This is a genomic window from Paenimyroides ceti (assembly GCF_030409925.1).
In genome coordinates this window covers 2,312,488-2,332,040 of sequence record NZ_JAUFQU010000001.1, presented here as the reverse complement: position 1 = coordinate 2,332,040, position 19,553 = coordinate 2,312,488, and the positions used below count along the sequence as shown (strand labels likewise).

General features: G+C 36.1%; 8 protein-coding genes, 2 tRNA genes and 2 rRNA genes. 10 read left to right on the top strand and 2 right to left on the bottom strand.

Features of this window, described 5'->3' with window-relative positions; all coding sequences use genetic code 11:
• The first annotated feature begins 41 nt into the window (after positions 1 to 41).
• From QW060_RS11595 to QW060_RS11565, 7 genes are all read left to right on the top strand, one after another.
• Positions 42 to 115, top strand: a tRNA-Ile gene (locus QW060_RS11595).
• 97 nt (positions 116 to 212) lie between these two features.
• Positions 213 to 286, top strand: a tRNA-Ala gene (locus QW060_RS11590).
• A gap of 124 nt (positions 287 to 410) precedes the next feature.
• A 23S ribosomal RNA gene (locus QW060_RS11585) occupies positions 411 to 3,292 on the top strand.
• Between the two features lie 82 nt (positions 3,293 to 3,374).
• Positions 3,375 to 3,486, top strand: a 5S ribosomal RNA gene (gene rrf / locus QW060_RS11580).
• A gap of 168 nt (positions 3,487 to 3,654) precedes the next feature.
• Positions 3,655 to 8,688, top strand: a complete 5,034-nt coding sequence (locus tag QW060_RS11575) for a translocation/assembly module TamB (protein WP_290364752.1) — start codon at positions 3,655 to 3,657, stop codon at positions 8,686 to 8,688.
• Complete coding sequence (gene tamL, locus QW060_RS11570; RefSeq protein WP_290364751.1) at positions 8,669 to 10,978, top strand: translocation and assembly module lipoprotein TamL; 2,310 nt, start codon at positions 8,669 to 8,671, stop codon at positions 10,976 to 10,978. The genes QW060_RS11575 and tamL overlap by 20 nt, the downstream gene beginning before the upstream one ends.
• An 86-nt stretch (positions 10,979 to 11,064) precedes the next feature.
• A complete protein-coding gene (locus QW060_RS11565; RefSeq protein ID WP_290363714.1) occupies positions 11,065 to 12,465 on the top strand; it encodes a sigma-54-dependent transcriptional regulator in 1,401 nt (466 codons plus the stop codon).
• On the opposite strand, the gene QW060_RS11560 is transcribed toward QW060_RS11565, so the two are convergent.
• Together QW060_RS11560 and QW060_RS11555 are read right to left on the bottom strand one after the other, a co-directional pair.
• On the bottom strand, positions 12,462 to 14,924 hold the full coding sequence (locus QW060_RS11560) for an ATP-binding protein (protein WP_290363713.1): 2,463 nt from the start codon (positions 14,922 to 14,924) through the stop codon (positions 12,462 to 12,464). The two genes, QW060_RS11565 and QW060_RS11560, sit on opposite strands and share 4 nt — an antisense overlap.
• A gap of 77 nt (positions 14,925 to 15,001) precedes the next feature.
• A complete protein-coding gene (locus tag QW060_RS11555) occupies positions 15,002 to 16,141 on the bottom strand; it encodes an acyl-CoA dehydrogenase (RefSeq protein WP_290363712.1) in 1,140 nt (379 codons plus the stop codon).
• Positions 16,142 to 16,248: 107 nt separating this feature from the next.
• On the opposite strand from QW060_RS11555, the gene QW060_RS11550 reads away from it, so the two are divergent.
• From QW060_RS11550 to QW060_RS11540, 3 genes are all read left to right on the top strand, one after another.
• Positions 16,249 to 17,307: an anhydro-N-acetylmuramic acid kinase gene (locus QW060_RS11550; protein WP_290363711.1), complete on the top strand. Its 1,059-nt coding sequence runs from the start codon at positions 16,249 to 16,251 to the stop codon at positions 17,305 to 17,307.
• Positions 17,308 to 17,401: 94 nt separating this feature from the next.
• A complete protein-coding gene (locus QW060_RS11545; RefSeq protein ID WP_290363710.1) occupies positions 17,402 to 18,628 on the top strand; it encodes a Glu/Leu/Phe/Val dehydrogenase dimerization domain-containing protein in 1,227 nt (408 codons plus the stop codon).
• A gap of 34 nt (positions 18,629 to 18,662) precedes the next feature.
• A complete protein-coding gene (locus QW060_RS11540) occupies positions 18,663 to 19,544 on the top strand; it encodes an energy transducer TonB (protein WP_290363709.1) in 882 nt (293 codons plus the stop codon).
• Positions 19,545 to 19,553: the final 9 nt, after the last annotated feature.

Below are 19,553 nucleotides of genomic sequence, written 5' to 3'. Positions count from 1 at the left end.
TCTCGCTGTTAATTCAAAAAAAAAAGAAGTAAAAATTACAGAGTCTCGTAGCTCAGCTGGTTAGAGTACTACACTGATAATGTAGGGGTCGGCAGTTCGAGTCTGCCCGGGACTACAATTTTACTTAAAAAAAGGAAATTTTAGAAGATGAGTATGAATTACACATTCATTCAAAATTCAACATTCATAATTTAAAAGTTCAAAATTATAATGGGGGATTAGCTCAGCTGGCTAGAGCGCCTGCCTTGCACGCAGGAGGCCATCGGTTCGACTCCGATATTCTCCACTATTTCTGTTAGCTCAGAAAAACCGTTCATTGACATATTGGAAAACAAACAAAAGTAGAAAATATTTAAAAAATAAAGCACATTTAATATTTTTTCGAAAGAAAAGGTATTAGATATAGAGCACAATAAGCAAAATAAGGGCGTATGGGGGATGCCTAGGCTCTCAGAGGCGAAGAAGGACGTGATAAGCTGCGAAAAGCTGCGGGGATTTGCACACAAGAATTGATCCGCAGATATCCGAATGGGGCAACCCAATACATTGAAGATGTATTACTCCGATAGGAGGGCAAACCCGCTGAACTGAAACATCTAAGTAGGCGGAGGAGAAGAAAACAAAAGTGATTCCGTAAGTAGTGGCGAGCGAACGCGGATTAGCCCAAACCAATGTTGTTTCGGCAATATTGGGGTTGTAGGACCACGATATTTTATGCAAAGCGAATTAGAACAACCTGGAAAGGTTGACCGAAGAAGGTGATAGTCCTGTATAGGTAAGCGATGTAATAGATAGTGGTATCCTGAGTAGGTCGGGGCACGTGAAACCTTGATTGAATCTGGCGGGACCATCCGCTAAGGCTAAATACTCCTGAGAGACCGATAGTGAACCAGTACCGTGAGGGAAAGGTGAAAAGAACCGTGAATAACGGAGTGAAATAGATCCTGAAACCATACGCTTACAAGCGGTCGGAGCCCATTCGTTGGGTGACGGCGTGCCTTTTGCATAATGAGCCTACGAGTTACCGTTGCTGGCGAGGATAAGCACTTCAGGTGTGGATTCGAAGCGAAAGCGAGTCTTAATAGGGCGCTATAGTCAGTAATGGTAGACGCGAAACCGTGTGATCTACCCATGGGCAGGTTGAAGTTTGGGTAACACTAAATGGAGGACCGAACCGGTTGACGTTGAAAAGTCTTCGGATGACCTGTGGGTAGGGGTGAAAGGCCAATCAAACTCGGAAATAGCTCGTACTCCCCGAAATGCATTTAGGTGCAGCGCTGATAGAGTTTATTAGAGGTAGAGCTACTGATTGGATGCGGGGGATTCACCTCCTACCAATTCCTGACAAACTCCGAATGCTAATAAATGCTTATCAGCAGTGAGGGCATGGGTGCTAAGGTCCATGTCCGAGAGGGAAAGAACCCAGACCATCAGCTAAGGTCCCCAAATGTATGCTAAGTTGAAAAAACGCGGTTTGTCTGCACAGACAGCTAGGATGTTGGCTTGGAAGCAGCCATTCATTTAAAGAGTGCGTAACAGCTCACTAGTCGAGCGGACGAGCATGGATAATAATCGGGCATAAGCATACTACCGAAGCTATGGATTGTATATTTATATACAGTGGTAGGGGAGCATTCTAAACTGGGTAGAAGGTGATATGTGAGTATTGCTGGACTGTTTAGAAAAGAAAATGTAGGCATAAGTAACGATAATGCGGGCGAGAAACCCGCACACCGTAAGACTAAGGTTTCCTCAGCTATGCTAATCAGCTGAGGGTTAGTCGGGACCTAAGGCACACCCGAAGGGGGACGTCGATGGCCAACGGGTTAATATTCCCGTACTTCTTATAATTGTGATGGAGCGACGGAGTGATGAAAGTACCGCGAACTGACGGAATAGTTCGTTGAAGCACCTAACTATAGGTTTGATAGTCAAATGCGTCAGACTTGGTGAAATGCGATAGTACTCGGAGCCTTCGGGCAAAGAGATAGTGTACCTAAGGGCTTCCAAGAAAACCTTCTAAACATAGATTATAAGAACCCGTACCGTAAACCGACACAGGTAGTCGAGGAGAGTATCCTCAGGTGCTCGAGAGATTCATGGCTAAGGAACTAGGCAAAATAGACCTGTAACTTCGGGAGAAAGGTCGCCAGCAGCAATGCTGGCCGCAGTGAAAAGGTCCAGGCGACTGTTTATCAAAAACACAGGGCTCTGCCAAATCGTAAGATGAAGTATAGGGCCTGACACCTGCCCGGTGCTGGAAGGTTAAGAGGAGATGTTATCTTCGGAGAAGCATTGAATTGAAGCCCCAGTAAACGGCGGCCGTAACTATAACGGTCCTAAGGTAGCGAAATTCCTTGTCGGGTAAGTTCCGACCTGCACGAATGGTGTAACGATCTGGACACTGTCTCAGCCATGAGCTCGGTGAAATTGTAGTATCGGTGAAGATGCCGATTACCCGCAGTGGGACGAAAAGACCCTGTGCACCTTTACTATAGCTTAGTATTGTTCTTGGATAAGTGATGTGTAGGATAGGTGGGAGACTATGAAGTGGCGTCGCCAGGCGTTGTGGAGTCATTGTTGAAATACCACCCTTTGCTTATTTGAGATCTAACTCGACGTTGTTGAGGACATTGCTTGGTGGGTAGTTTGACTGGGGTGGTCGCCTCCAAAAGAGTAACGGAGGCTTCTAAAGGTTCCCTCAGCACGCTTGGTAACCGTGCGTAGAGTGCAATGGTATAAGGGAGCTTGACTGAGAGACATACAGGTCGATCAGGTACGAAAGTAGAGCATAGTGATCCGGTGGTTCCGTATGGAAGGGCCATCGCTCAAAGGATAAAAGGTACGCCGGGGATAACAGGCTGATCTCCCCCAAGAGCTCATATCGACGGGGGGGTTTGGCACCTCGATGTCGGCTCGTCACATCCTGGGGCTGGAGAAGGTCCCAAGGGTTGGGCTGTTCGCCCATTAAAGTGGCACGCGAGCTGGGTTCAGAACGTCGTGAGACAGTTCGGTCTCTATCTACTGTGGGCGTTAGAAATTTGAGTGGATCTGATTCTAGTACGAGAGGACCGAATTGGACAAACCGCTGGTGTATCTGTTGTTCCGCCAGGAGCATCGCAGAGTAGCTACGTTTGGAAGGGATAAGCGCTGAAAGCATATAAGCGCGAAACCCACCACAAGATGAGATTTCTTTAAAGGGTCGTGGAAGATGACCACGTTGATAGGCTACAGATGTAAAGGCAGTAATGTCATAGTCGAGTAGTACTAATAGCCCGTAAGCTTATGTGCTCTGGGAGTTGCTTTATAATATAAAAGTCTTTTGTTTTGAATTTCATATATGTTAACTTATAGTGACGCAAGTCATACCGATTTAAGGTGGTTATTGCATCGGGGCTCACCTCTTTCCATTCCGAACAGAGTAGTTAAGCCCGATAGCGCAGATGGTACTGCATTTTAATGTGGGAGAGTATGTCGCTGCCTTTCTTTTGAATCCTCAATCATAATCTGATTGAGGATTTTTTTTTGGAATTAAATAGACGAAATTTTTTATCGATAATAGAATTTAATTGATTTTTTTACACATCAACTCAATAAATATCTTTAAAAATTGGTCAGCCCAAAAGTTTATTTATCTTTGCTATAATCAAATAAATTGCTTTGAAAATTAGACTTAAAAAGATACTTAAATATGCAGGAATCGTTTTATTGTCAATAATCTTATTGGTTATTGGCTTAATAGTGAGTTTGAGATTTCCTGCTGTTCAGAATTTTGTAAAAGACAAATTAATCATCTATTTGCAGGATAAAATCAAGACAAAAGTCAGTCTTGAAAGTGTTTATATCGGCTTTCCCAATACCATTACCTTAAATGAACTTTATCTACAAGGACAACAGGTAGATACATTATTGTATGTTAGCTCACTGGATGTTGGGCTAAACCTTCCAAAATTACTAAACAACACGGCTGATTTGACTTCTGTCGATTTAGAAGGAGTACGGGCAAATGTCGTTAGAGATTCTTTAGGGAAGTTTAATTTTGATTATATTATTGATGCCTTCGCAACAAAGGACGAAGAAGAGAGTGAATCCAAACCTTTTATTATTTCCTTAGATAAGATAGCGATTAAAAAAATCGATGTTACTTTTATTGATGCACTATCCAGTAATGATATTCGTGTAAAATTCAATGAATTTAATACCCGTGTCAAAACGTTTGATCTTGATAAAAACAATTATGCAATCGATGATATTGCATTAGATGGTTTACGATTAAAATTAAAACAGGGCCTTGTAAAAGAAGTAGCTGAGAAGGTTGAGGAAAAGACAGATTCACTTGCTCAAAAAAATCCTTTCAGCATTGCTTTGAATACACTTGCTTTGACGGATATTATGATTGATTATGGAGACGACAATTCGAAAACCTATGCATCTATTGTATTTGATGAGCTAAGAACGAAAATTAAGAGCATTGATTTAGGAAAAAATGAATATGTTGTAGATAAGATTGCACTGAAAAATTCTACTATCAAAGCTTCTTTATTCTTACCCAGCGAAAAGAAAACAGAAGATGAGCAACAGAAAGCGAAGACAAACGGAAATCCTATAGCATTAAAATTGAATCAATTAAACTTAGAGGATATTGCTGTTGTATATGATAATACGGCTGAAAAGCCTTCAGATAAAGGAATTGATTTTAACCATCTTGATTTTAGTAAAATAGATGTCGATTTACGTGATTTTAGTTTCACAGATCAAAATATATCGGGCTCCTTAAAAAATACTTTTATAGCTGAGAAAAGTGGCTTACAGGTCAATAAATTACAAACAGATTTCAGTTATGGTAGTTCTGAAGCCTTTCTAAAAGACTTATATCTTGAAACTCCTAAAACAGTTATTCAGGATGAAGTTATTCTACAATATACTTCAATAGAACAACTAACTAATGATTTAGGAAATGTTGAAATACAGGCGAATCTGCAAAAAACAAAGATTGCATTTTCAGATATACTCATACTGGCACCTGATCTGAAAAATACACCTCCTTTCATTACAAACAGAGAAGCTGTTCTTTTATTAAATACCAGTGTGAATGGTAAAATTGATGATTTATTTATTGAGGAATTTCAACTTTCTGGTTTGGATAAAACAATAGTAAATCTTTCAGGACAGATAAAAAATGCCACTGATCCAGATAAGCTTTGGTTTGATCTAAATGTAAAACAATTAGAAACTTCCTCCAAAACAATTCAGTCTTTAGTACCAAAAGGGACAATTCCAAATACCATTCAAATACCATCCTTTTTATCTTTAAACGGAAAGGCAAAAGGAAGTGTAAATAACTTTGTAGCTGATTTAAATCTTAAAACTTCGGATGGAAATGCAAAGCTGAAAGCAGTATTAGATCAGAGAATAAAAGACAAAGAAAAATATGTTGTTGATGCTGTAATTCAGAATTTAAATGTAGGGAAAATCATTAAAAATGATTCATTGGGGCGGATTTCTGCCACTATAAAAGCGAATGGCACCAGCTTCAATCCTGAGAAAGCCCAGACAAAAGTAAACGGTTATATCAGTTCAGCAGAATTCAATTCTTATACCTATAAAGACATTGCACTCGATGCAAAAATAAACCAGGGTAATTTTGAGGCAACTATAGTCTCAAAAGATGAAAATGCTAAAATCGATTTATTGGCATCAGGATATTATTCAAAAGATAATCCAAGCATAAAAATAGACGGAACTGTTGAGAAATTAGATTTGTATAAACTTAGACTGTATCAAAAACCATTTGCCATAGCTGGAAAAATTAATGGTGATTTTTCTAATCTGTCACCTGATGCACTGAATGGAAATCTTTATTTGCAGGATTTTGCTTTATCTGACGGTAAAGAAATCTATCCGTTATCAGAAATAAAATTAGAAGCAGTATCCAATGAAAATGAAAATAGAATCAGTTTACACTCCCAAATTGCCGATGCAGAATTGACAGGAAGGTACAAACTCACTCAGATTTTAGGATCTGTTCAACAAACGATAGATCAGTATTATCATTTCATGTCAGAAAAAGATAAGGTCGCAGAAATTGAGCCTAATCAATATTTCGACTTTAATGTAAAAATAAAGAACGATGATTTAATTCAAAAATTTGTTCCTGATTTAAAAGAATTTCAGACCATAACACTCGATGGTAGTTATCAGGCAGATGCACGTAAGCTTATAATAAACGGAAGTATTCCTCAACTGACTTACGGAACAATAAAAGTGGATAGTGTAGCGCTTAATATTGCCAATAATGATGCTGCTTTACAATACGGGTTGAGTGTGTATTCTATTGAAAATGAAAATATGGCAGTAGATCGTTTAGGACTTACCGGAGCAGTTTCTGATAATAAAATCACCTATGACCTGAGACTTTTGGATCAGGAAGATAATGTTCAGTATGGAATTGCAGGTAATGTAGAGTCAATAAATGACGTCACTAAAATTGCACTGAATCAAAACGGATTAAAGTTAAATTATGAAGATTGGAATGTAAATCCGGATAATAATATTCAAATAAGCGATGCAGGTATTCTTGCCCATCAATTCTTTATTCAAAATGCAAACAGCCAGCTTGGTATTCAGTCTGAGAACGAAATACCTAATAGTCCATTAAATATTACAATAAAAGGATTTGAAATAGAAACCATTACAGAAATTATTAAGAAAGACTCACTTTTGGCTCAAGGTACAATAGATGGAACTGTGCAGCTTAGAGACTTGAAAAATAATATGACATTTACTTCAGATATTAATGTAAATGAATTGAAGGTTTATGGAAGTGAAATAGGAAATCTGGCTGTTAAAGTAGATAATAATCAACAGGAAGTTTTAAACGCTGATGTAACATTGACAGGTTTTGAAAATGACCTGAAAGTAGCTGGAAACTACAACATACAGCAAAAACAATTTGATCTATCGGTGAATATCAATAAACTACAGATGAAAAGTGTTCAGGGATTTTCAATGAAAGCTATTGATAATGCTGTAGGATACATTTCCGGAGCTTTGAAAGTAACTGGTACAGCTGATGATCCGAGTATTTTGGGAGATGTTAAGTTCAATGGAGTAGGAATGGATATTGCCTCTTTAAACACTACTTTTAAGAACATAGATGATACTATTGCTTTTACTTCCGAAGGAATACAGTTCAGAAGATTCAAGATAGATGATGCAGACGGCAATTCGTTAACAATAAACGGTAAAATTCTAACTAAAACGTATCGCGATTTTGCATTTGGACTCAATGTCAATGCAAGCGACTTTAAAGTTGTAAATTCTACCAAGAAAGAAAACAACATTATGTATGGTATAATGGCTATTGATGCCAATCTTAACATTCGAGGAAATCTGGATCTGCCAAAAGTTGACGGACAGTTGACAGTTAGCGATAAAACTGATTTTACTTTTGTATTACCTCAGTCGAGTCCGGCATTACAGGATCGGGAAGGAATCGTAGAATTCATTGATCAGGATCAGATTGCTTTACAAGGTACGCTTGAACCTGAAAAAGAAATATCTGAGGCAACAGTTAAAGGACTCGATGTATCTGTCAATATTGAAGTTAAAAAAGAAGCCAAGCTTTCTGTAGTAATTGATAAGTCTAACGGAGATTTTGTTAAGTTACAGGGAGAAGCTGAATTAACTGGTGGAGTAGATCCTTCAGGTAAAATAACTTTAGTCGGAAGATATGAAGTAAACAAAGGAAGTTACGAAATGTCTGTAAACTTGCTTAAGAGAAAATTTGATATTAAAGAAGGCAGCAGCATTACCTGGACAGGAGAACCAACAAAAGCGGATACAGATATAACGGCAGTCTATAAAACCAATACGGCGCCTTTAGATCTGGTACAACAACAGTTATCAAGAGATGATAATCCTGCAGAATACAATATGTATAAGCAACGTATTCCTTTTGAAACACTTCTTATGATGAAAGGAGAATTATTAAAGCCTGAAATCACTTTTGATATCACTGTGGATGAAGATAATGCTTCTGTTTCAAGTGAAGTCATCAGTGTAGTGAAAACTAAACTGGATCAGTTGCGTACAGAAGAGTCTGAAATGAATAAACAGGTATTTGCTTTATTGTTATTAAACCGGTTTATAGGAGAAAATCCTTTTGAGAGTAGTGCAGGGATGTCAGCTGAATCTATGGCTCGTCAGAGTGTTAGTAAAATACTATCTCAACAACTCAATAATCTCGCTTCTGATCTCATTGCCGGTGTAGAATTAAATTTCGATCTGGAATCCACTGAAGACTATTCTACCGGAGAGCAAAATACAAGAACAGATTTAAATGTTGGGTTGTCTAAAAAACTGTTAAACGATCGCTTGAAAGTTAATATCGGAAGCAATTTCGGACTTGAAGGTGAACAGAGACAAAATGAGCAAATGACCAATATTGCAGGTGATATTTCTTTGGATTATATGCTCTCTAAAGATGGAAGATATACCTTAAGAGCGTATCGTAAAAATGAATATCAGGTAGCTTTACAAGGACAGATTATCGAAACCGGTGTTGGCTTCATCATCACAATAGATTATAATGAATTCAGAGAAATCTATAGAAAAAACAAACGTAATCAACAACAGAGACGTAACGCAAAAAAACAACAAAATCAATATGAAAAGACCTCTAAATAAACTTCTTTTATTTATTGCCTTTGCTTTTTTAGTGTCCTGTAGCAATACAAAATATTTAAAAAAAGGTGAGTTACTTTATGTAGGTGCTAAAATTAACCTTCAGAGAGACTCACTATCCAAAAAACAGGCAAACCTTTTAGAGACAAATCTGAAAGAGCAACTGATGCCCAAACCAAACAAATCATTTTTAGGTTTACGTCCAAAATTGTATTTCTATAATATCACATCAGAGCCCAAAAAGGAGAAAGGATTCAAATATTGGTTAAAATACAAAGTTGGTGAAAAGCCAGTACTTTTAAGCGATGTTGATATTGACTTTAATCGCAAGATTATTGAAAACTATTCTGAAAATCTTGGATATTTCAATGTCTCTACGAGCTATGATACAGTTACGAAAAATAAAAAGACTAAAGTAATTTATAATGTCAAGCCACGTCAACAATATCTTATTGAAAAAGTAACGTTTCAAAAAGACAGTACGTTGATCAATAGCGAAATACAAAAAATAGCAGCAAAATCATTGCTCAAAGTCGGAGCTCCATTTAATCTGAATGTAATTAAAGCGGAACGTGAGCGTATAGACAGCTACCTGAAAGAAAATGGATTTTACTATTTTCATCCTGATAATATAATAGTACAGGCAGATAGTACCGTCAATAATCATAAAGTTGATCTGATTGTAAAATTAAAAGAATCAACACCTGCAATGGCAACTAAACAGTTTACAATCGATAAAATTGTAGTGATACCAGATTATAATCTGCGTAATTTAGGAAGAAGGAGCCGTGTTGTTTCACAGACACCCATTGATTCCCTAACACCTTACAAAGGTATTTATATCATTGATCGAGAAGAAAAGTTCAAGCCACAGATTTATGACCGTACACTCTATTTTAAGAAAGGAGATTTATATAATCGTACTGATCATAATCTGTCTCTCAACCGTTTAATCAATTTGGGAACCTTTAAGTTCGTCAAAAATCAATTTGTTATTTCAGATTCCCTTAATAACAAATTTGATGTATATTATATGTTGACTCCCAATGAATTTAAATCATTGCGTTTAGAAACATTGGGTAAAACGAATTCTGCAAGTTATGCGGGTGGAGAGGTTAATTTCAACTGGCGCCACCGTAATTTCTTAAAAGGAGCTGAGTTATTTACTGCCTCATTATACGGAGCAATGGATTATCAGGTTGGAGGTCGTGGTAACGGAAATAACATTTATCGTGTCGGATCAAAATTCAGTTTGGCATTCCCAAGGATTATTGCACCGTTTAAGTTTACTTCATCCAGTGCTTTTGTACCTCGGACTAAAATTGGTTTGGGGTATGAATACCAAAGCCGTACGCAACTATATACATTACATAACTTCAATGCATCATTTGGATATCTCTGGAAAGAAGATGTCAAAAAAGAACATGAATTAAATGTACTCGAAGTCACTTATGTTTTTCCTGAAAAGATAACGGATAAATACAAAGAGCAGATGGCAGATAATCCTTCATTGGCAAGAATCGTTGAAAAACAGCTGATTTTCGGACCAACCTATTCGTATACATTTACCAATACAATGCTACCGCTCAAACATACCGTTTATTATAAAGGACAGCTTGATTTGTCTGCCAATCTTACAGGACTTATTTCAGGAGCAAATTATGAAAAAGGACAGCAAAAAGAAATTTTAGGAGTAGCATACAGTCAATATGTAAAAACAGAACATGATATAAGATACTATTTAAAACTAAATGAAAAAAGTCAGTTTGCTGCCCGCTTTATAGCCGGATATGCACTTCCGTATGGAAATTCAGAGTACATGCCTTTCTCAAAACAGTTTTTTGTTGGAGGAAGTAACAGTATTCGTGCTTTCAGAGCTCGTACATTAGGTCCCGGTAGTTATGATCCAAGAACCCAGACAAGCTCTTTCTTAATGGATCAGGCCGGAGATATCAAATTAGAGTTCAATGCTGAATACAGAGCTAACCTGTTCAGCTTCTTAAACGCAGCACTATTTGTTGATGCCGGGAATGTTTGGTTGATGAGAGATGATCCTACTAAACCGGGAGGGAAATTTTCTAATGAATTTTTGAGTGAAGTAGCTGTAGGGGTAGGAGCTGGTCTACGATTTGATTTTTCAATATTGGTCTTACGGACAGATCTTTCCATTCCTGTACGGGTACCTTATTATGAAAAAAATGATCGTTGGCGTTTTGATCATATAGAATTTGGTGACAGAGCATGGAGAAAAGATAATTTAATCTTGAATATTGCCATTGGCTATCCGTTTTAGAATAGGAATAAATTATTACCTTTATACTTTTAATTATAATTATTACCTTTAGTAGACATTGCCTAATTTATAAAAACACTACTTGAATGAGCCAGAGAATATTAGTAATTGATGATGATGTATCATTCTGCATGATGTTGAAAACATTCTTAACCAAAAAAGGTTTCGAAGTGAGTAGCGCATTTACTTTTAAAGAAGCAGAGCAACTAATACTAAATCAATCTTTTGATTTAGTCCTTACCGATGTAAGGTTACCGGATGATGATGGGGTATCAGTACTAAAATTTATCAGGGATACAAACAAAACCACACAGGTTATTTTGATGACGGGATATACTGATATAAAAACCGCTGTCAGTGTAATGAAATTAGGCGCCTTTGATTATGTTTCAAAGCCGATAAATTCTGAGGAAATTTTATTGACCATTCATCAGGCATTAAAGAAAAAAGCAAATTATTCAATTGTAGAGTCGGATAATGGTGATGGAGAAAAAAGCCGGAAAAAATCGGGAGATGAAGATAATAACTATCATCTTTCAGTTATAAAAGGCAAGAGTGAAAAATCATTAGAATTGCATAATTTTATCGATGTGGTAGCTCCGACGAATATCTCTGTTTTGATCATCGGAGATAGTGGAACAGGAAAAGAAAATGTTGCCTATTCTATTCATGAACAAAGCAAACGATCAGATAAACCATACATAGCGGTTGACTGTGGCGCCATACCAAAAGATTTAGCTGCAAGCGAATTTTTTGGTCACATTAAAGGATCTTTTACCGGGGCAACTACAGACAAGACTGGTCATTTTGAAGCAGCTAACGGTGGTACTATATTTTTAGATGAAGTAGGGAATCTCTCATACGAAGTACAGGTACAATTACTACGCGCCTTACAGGAGCGAAAAGTAAAGCCAGTAGGAAGCAGTAAAGAAATAGATGTTGATATACGCGTAATTGCAGCTACAAATGAAGATCTTCAAAAGGCAGTAAGAGAAGGTAATTTCAGAGAAGATCTTTACCATCGTTTGAATGAATTTTCTATTAAAACACCACGACTTTCTGAAAGAGGAGATGATATCCTATTATTTGCCGATTTCTTTTTAAAACAGTCAAATACGGATCTTGAAAAACAGATTTTGGATTTTTCTGAAGAAGTAAAAGAAATTTTTCTGAGATACGATTGGCCGGGAAATCTGAGAGAGATGCGGAACATTATTAAGAGAGCAGTATTACTGACTCAGACGGACATTATCCAAAAAAACGTATTGCCGTGTGAAGTAATCGAACACGAAAATTATTCATCTGATGAAATTATTCATAAGAGAGATGAAGATGATTTAAAATTGTTTTCTTCTAAAAATGAAGAGAATACCATCAGGGTAGCTTTAGAAAAAGCAAAATATAACAAGACAAAAGCAGCCCAGATTTTAGGAATAGATCGCAAAACCTTATATAATAAAATAAAACTATATGAAATCGAGCTTTAAAAAAGCTCGATTTTTTTTAGTTCTTCTATAATTTTCTGAATCTTACCAACTGCTGTTACAACATCTTCTTTTAATTCTTCTGCATTACCATTATATTCATAACGTTCAAGTTTTTCCAGATCAGCAATAACCATATCAGCACTTAACTGTCGAAACATTGGTAACATTCTGTGTGTGATCTCCGCTATTTTTTTTCGATCATTTATCCCAACAGATGCTGATAATTCGTCACAGTTTTTTATGGAAGAGTCAATAAAAACATTTAATATATCCTGTGTAGCATCCAAATCATCCTGGGTAAAACTCAATAATTGTTCTAAGTCAAAATATTCATTTTTTATCTGCATTTTGCTTGTAGGATTAACAGGCTTTTGTTCTCTGTTTATTTCTAACAGCCTGTGTATCGTATTCATTAATATAGGAATATTAATTGGTTTTTGCAGCAACGCATTGAATCCTAATTTAGAAATTTCATTTTCATCCAAATCAATCTTTCCTGTAAATGCAATAACAGGTGTGTTTTTATATTCGGGATTTGAACGTATTGCCTGAATGATTTTATATCCGCTGTAATTAGGCATTTGAATATCTGTAATGATTAAATTATATTTATTTTCATTTAAATATTCTTCAATCAGTTCTCCTTTTTTAAGTGTGGTAATCAGATTCACTTTGTCTTTGATCACTTCATTCATAAGTCGTAATTGCAACATATCGTCATCTACCACTAAAATGTTTTTATGGATAAGTTTTTTTTCATTATCAAAGACGATATCCATATTTTTAAACTGATTATTTTCTCCTTTCTCTACAGGTATTCTAATCGTAAAGATTGATCCTTTGTCCAGACGGCTTTCAAATGTTAATTCTCCTTTCAGTAATTTGATAAGTCTTTTTGAAATATTGAGTCCAAGACCGGTTCCTCCATATACTTTTTCAATATCACCATGTGCCTGTTTAAATTCCATAAAGATATCTTTATGGTACTTTTCATCAATTCCAATACCTGTATCGGTTATTTTTAAAACAGCTTCATTACCATTAAGTACAGCTTCCAATGTTACGCTTCCTTTATCTGTAAATTTAATTCCGTTGGAAAGAATATTTGTAAGAATCTGTTTGATACGATATGGGTCTGAAAAAAAATAGTCATCCAGTTTCGGATCTACGTTGGCAATAAGTTCAATTCCTTTTTTATCAGCATCATTTTTTAATGGAGTTGTAATGCTCAATAACAATTCATTAAAATTAAAAGACTCTTTCTTTAAGACCATTTTATTGTATTCCAGCTTAGAGAAATCTACCAGATCATTTACCAGATTACGGATGTACTGACTGGAATAATTAATATTTTTAATATATTCTTTTTGTGTTTTAGTCTTTAATGTCTCATCTAATAATTCAGAAAATCCTATTAATGAATTAAGCGGAGAATTGATATCATGTGTAACAGAAGCCAGAAAATATGATTTTTGTTCCATAAGATTTTGTAAATCCTTATTTAACCGTTCCAATTGTTTCTTATAAGCACGGCTTTTGTTAAGATCTCTTAGTACTACACCTCCTAAAATAATTACCATTAAAAAGCCAATACCGCCAATCCATGCCAGATTTATAGCTGTTTTATCAATGATCTCATTAGAAAAGTTTATTCTGGAATAGGAGTTTTCCAATACACTTTTCTCCACTTCAATCATAAGACTTTTTATTTTTTCTGAGATATGGCGGTTTTCATTTATCAGTTGTTCCTCTTTCTGATAAAACTCTTTCGCCAGTTTATTTTCACTGTCAATAGCCTGAGAAAAAATATTTTCAGTCATTTTTGCCAGACTGTCTCGTTTACTCTGGTGAATCTTATTCAGTTGTTGCTGTTGTCTCAACTGACGTTCTCTGTCTTCTTTTTCTTTCTTCTCAGAATCGACTACATTTCGGATTCTTTTCCAGAAACCTTCCTTACTTTCCGAAGTAGAATCTTTCGATACATTTACAGCTATATTTTCAATATCATCTTTTGCGGCTCTTACCTTTTTAAACGCTTCATCAAAATATTGTGAATTCATGAATTTCTTTCTGGCCGCAACAATTTCATCAAAACTTTTTTCCTTTTCTCTGATAAGAGACTGAATGGTATCGAGTTTTAAAATCATCTCATCATCCGTAACATTAGTCTTAAAATTGACAATTTGACTTTGTATGGTGTCTACCAATTGATGATATTTCTGAATGTCTTTTTTATCTGTAGAAATCATTGCTACCCTGCCGGATGAATCAGCAGTATAAATATTGGTAATGATACTTCCGAGATTGAGTACTTTATTGTTTTCACTTATTAACTCTTCTTTCGGTTCATTCATGACCTTTACTTCATTGAAAATATACCAGACCGAAAGAATAGCGGTGATACCCAGTATCAGATATCCCAGTGTTAGTTTGAGTTTGATTGCTTTATCGTTATTCATAGCTTTAATAAAAGGAGATGAAAGATATAAAAAAAGTCTGACGTAAGGTCAGACTTTAATTTTATAATAAGTCAATATTATTTAGAGATACCTCTGGAAATAACCACTTTCTGAATTTCTGAAGTACCTTCATAAATTTGAGTAATTTTAGCATCACGCATCATACGTTCAACATGGTATTCTCTTACATACCCGTTACCACCATGAATTTGTACCGCTTCAATCGTTGTATCCATAGCTGTTTGGGAAGAGAATAATTTTGCCATAGCACCAGAAATAGAAATATCTTCTCCGTTATCTTTTTCAGCAGCTGCTTTGAAACACAACATACGGGCAGCAGAAATTTGCGTTGCCATATCCGCCAGTTTAAAAGCTATTGCCTGATGATTGATGATTTCTGTTTTAAATGCTTTACGTTCTTTCGCATATTTTAATGACAATTCATAAGCTCCCTGAGCAATTCCTAATGCCTGTGAAGCAATACCGATACGACCACCGTTCAATACATTCATAGCAAAAGCAAAACCAAAGCCATCTTCACCAATTCTATTCTCTTTAGGTACTTTTACATCTGTAAACATTAAAGAGTGTGTATCAGATCCTCTGATCCCCATTTTTTGTTCTTTCGCGCCGATTTCAAAACCTTCCCATCCTTTTTCAACAATAAAAGCATTGATTCCTTTATGTCCTTTTTCAGGATGTGTATGTGCAATTACAATATATGTTGAAGCTGTTGATCCGTTTGTAATCCAGTTCTTCGTTCCGTTCAACAGATAATAATCACCTTTGTCAATTGCTGTTGTTTTTTGTGAAGTAGCATCCGAACCTGCTTCCGGTTCAGATAAACAAAAAGCTCCGATTACCTGACCTGATGCAAGTGGAGTCAGATATTTTTGCTTTTGCTCTTCATTACAATATTTTTCTAAACCGGCACAAACCAGAGAATTGTTTACAGACATTACCACAGCAGCGGAAGCATCAACTTTTGCAATTTCTTCCATTGCTAAAACATAAGAAACGCTGTCTAATCCGGAACCACCGTATTTAGGGTCTACCATCATTCCTAAAAAACCTAATTCTCCCATTTTTTTCACTGCATCTGCAGGAAATTTGGAATGTTCATCTCTTTCGATTACACCTGGTAATAATTCAGTTTGAGCAAAGTCTCTAGCTGCCTGCTGAATCATTAATTGCTCTTCGGTTAATTTAAAATTCATTATGTATATATTGTTTTTTTTCTAACAAAATTTGCTTTATATAATTAAAGCTTCCAAAGATACCTTTATTTTAAGAAATATTCAAAATATATAAGTAAATTTAGCGTATGAAAAGTGAAAAATACACGGTAATAGGCGTCATGTCTGGTACTTCTCTCGATGGAATAGATATAGCTGAAATAGTATTTACGGTGAAGGATGATACATGGAAATTTAATCTTTTAAATGTAGAGACCATTCCGTATTCAGATGCTTGGTTTGATAGACTAAAATGGGCAGCATTAAAAACGGAACAGGAAATAGACGAGCTCAACCAATCGTATACAAAACTTCTGGGTACTGTAATTCTTGATTTTATACAGAAAAATAAATGTGAGCCAGATCTCGTGGCATCACATGGACATACTATACTGCATCAGCCTCAAAGAGGACTGACTTTACAGATAGGAAATCTTCCTTTGCTAAAAGAGACCCTCGGTTTACCTGTTGTTTGCGATTTCAGAGTACAGGATGTAGCTATGGGTGGGCAAGGAGCTCCTTTGGTTCCTATAGGTGATAAAATACTTTTTTCAAAGTATGATTACTGTATCAATCTTGGTGGATTTTCGAATATATCTTTTGACTTAAACAACAGAAGGCTTGCTTATGATATTTGTCCGGTCAATACTGTATTGAATCACTATGCCAATAAAGCAGGCGCAGACTATGATGATAAAGGAAATTGTGCAAGAAGCGGAAAAATAAATACCTCATTGTTACAAAAGCTAAACGCAAATGTTTTTTTTACAAAAGAAGCGCCTAAATCATTGGGAATCGAATTTGTGTTTAAAGAAGTAATACCATTGATCGATGCTTTTGATTGTACAATCGCTGATATTTTGGCAACCTATGTAGAGCACATTGCTTTTCAGATATCTGAAAACATAATAATAAAAGGGAGTACTGTCTTACTCACAGGAGGAGGAGCCTTTAACGATTTTCTTATAGAACGTTTGCAACATTACCTTCCGGGGCATAAGTTGGTGATTCCGGAACCAAAGACAATTAACTTTAAAGAAGCTTTAATATTTGGTTTATTAGGGATTTTAAAATATGAAAATCAAATAAATGTACTTTCAAGTGTAACAGGCGCATCACAAGATCACAGTTCAGGTGTTGTATTATAATTATTTCTTTTTTTGTCTCTTTAATAAATGGTAAATATGAAGTTTACCTTTATATTTGCGTTTATCAAAAGTAAACTAAAAATAATTTTTGTTAATGAAAGATTTATTAAAAAAATTTGAAAATAAAACTCCGGAAGTTGTTTTCCATTGGAGTGATTCAGAAACGGAAGCTGAAGGTTGGGCAGTTATTAATTCATTACGCGGAGGAGCTGCCGGAGGTGGTACCCGTATGAGAAAAGGATTGGATATGAATGAAGTACTTTCACTGGCTAAAACTATGGAAGTGAAATTTTCTGTAGCCGGTCCGCCAATCGGAGGTGCTAAATCTGGAATTAATTTTGATCCGAATGACCCACGTAAAAAAGGCGTGTTAGAGCGTTGGTACAAAGCAGTTTTTCCTTTGCTGAAAAACTATTACGGTACAGGTGGTGATTTAAACGTAGATGAAATTCACGAAGTAATACCGATGACAGAAGCTTGTGGTTTATGGCATCCTCAGGAAGGTGTGTTCAACGGACACTTTAAACCAACAGAAGCACAAAAAATTCAGGGCGTTGGTCAATTGCGTCAGGGAGTTGTAAAACAGGTAGAAGATGCTAAATATACACCATCGGTTGATAAAAAATATATGGTAGCTGACCTTATTACAGGTTATGGTGTGGCATATGCTGTAAAACATTATTACGATATTTTCGGAGGATCAGTAAAAGATAAAAAAGTAATCATTCAGGGATTTGGAAATGTAGGAGCTGCGGCGGCATACTATTTTGCTGAAATGGGCGCTAAAATCATTGGTATAATTGACCGTGATGGAGGAGTAATCAATGAAAACGGATATAGCTTTGACGAAGTGAAAAACTTCTATTTAAATAAAAAAGGAAACACATTAGTTGCGTCTGATATGATTCCTTTTGATCAAATTAATACAAGAATCTGGTCCGTTGGGGCTGATGTATTTGCTCCGTGTGCCGCTTCAAGACTTGTAACACAAGATCAGGTAGATCAAATGATAGCATCAGGATTAGAAGTAATTTCTTGTGGTGCCAATGTGCCTTTTGCAGATAAGGAAATCTTTTTCGGACCAATTATGGAACATGTAGATAGTAAAGTAAGTCTGATCCCTGATTTTATATCAAACTGTGGTATGGCTCGCGTATTTGCTTACTTAATGCAACCTAATGCAGTGTTGGAAGATGCGGCTATTTTTGATGATGCGTCGAATACGATAAAACAAGCATTGGAAAATGTACATAAATTAAATAAAGAAAAGAAAAATATATCAGCTGCAGCATTTGAAATAGCTTTAAAACAGTTGGTATAATTTTTGTGTTATCATATTAAATAAATAGACTTCAATGACCCTTAATTTTTCCAAGGAAGAAAAAAAATCAGTTCTGTTCACTACAATTATTTGTGCTGTACTGGTTTTACTATTGTTTTTTATACGTTTTATAGAAACAACTTCTTTAGATCAGCTTGCTGGTGGCGGTGGCGGTGGCGTAGAAATCAACTTTGGTGACAGTGAATTTGGTGCCGGAGAAGATTATACAAGCCAGGTTCTGAATGTTACGGATGTTCAGAAAAATAGAACACCCCCTCCTAATAATGCTGATGAGGAAAATATTTTAGCTCAGGAAAATACAACTGCAACAGATGTAACTGTGCTAAAAAAGGAAAAAGAGAAAGAAAAGGAAAAAAAGAACAATACTTCTGAAGTTCGAAAAAACAATAATCAGAATAAAGTTTCCAATACGACTAATGATGCCTTGGCTAACTTTATGAAAGGCAATAACAAAGGTGGTGATGGTGATGATCAGACTGCCGGAAACAAAGGTAGAAAAGACGGATCGCTTTCTTCTAATAATTATTATGGAGATGGTGGATCCGGTGGTGGTACCGGAGGAGGACATGGGACTGGTAACGGAACAGGAATAGGTGCCGGATCTGGTTCTGGTACAGGAGGCGGAAGAGGCTACTCTCTGTCTGGCAGAAAAGCTCTTGTAAAACCATTACCAAAAGATGGGTGTAATGAAGCAGGTACAGTTGTAGTAGAAGTTTCAGTAGATCGTTCTGGTAATGTCATATCGGCTACACCGGGAATACGGGGTACAACCAATAACAGTAGTTGTTTGTTACAGCGTGCAAAAGCCGCTGCTTTAGCAACCAAATGGGAATCCAGTACTACTGCTCCCTCAAAACAAGTGGGAAGTATTGTTTATGAATTCCAGTTAAGATAAAATATTACC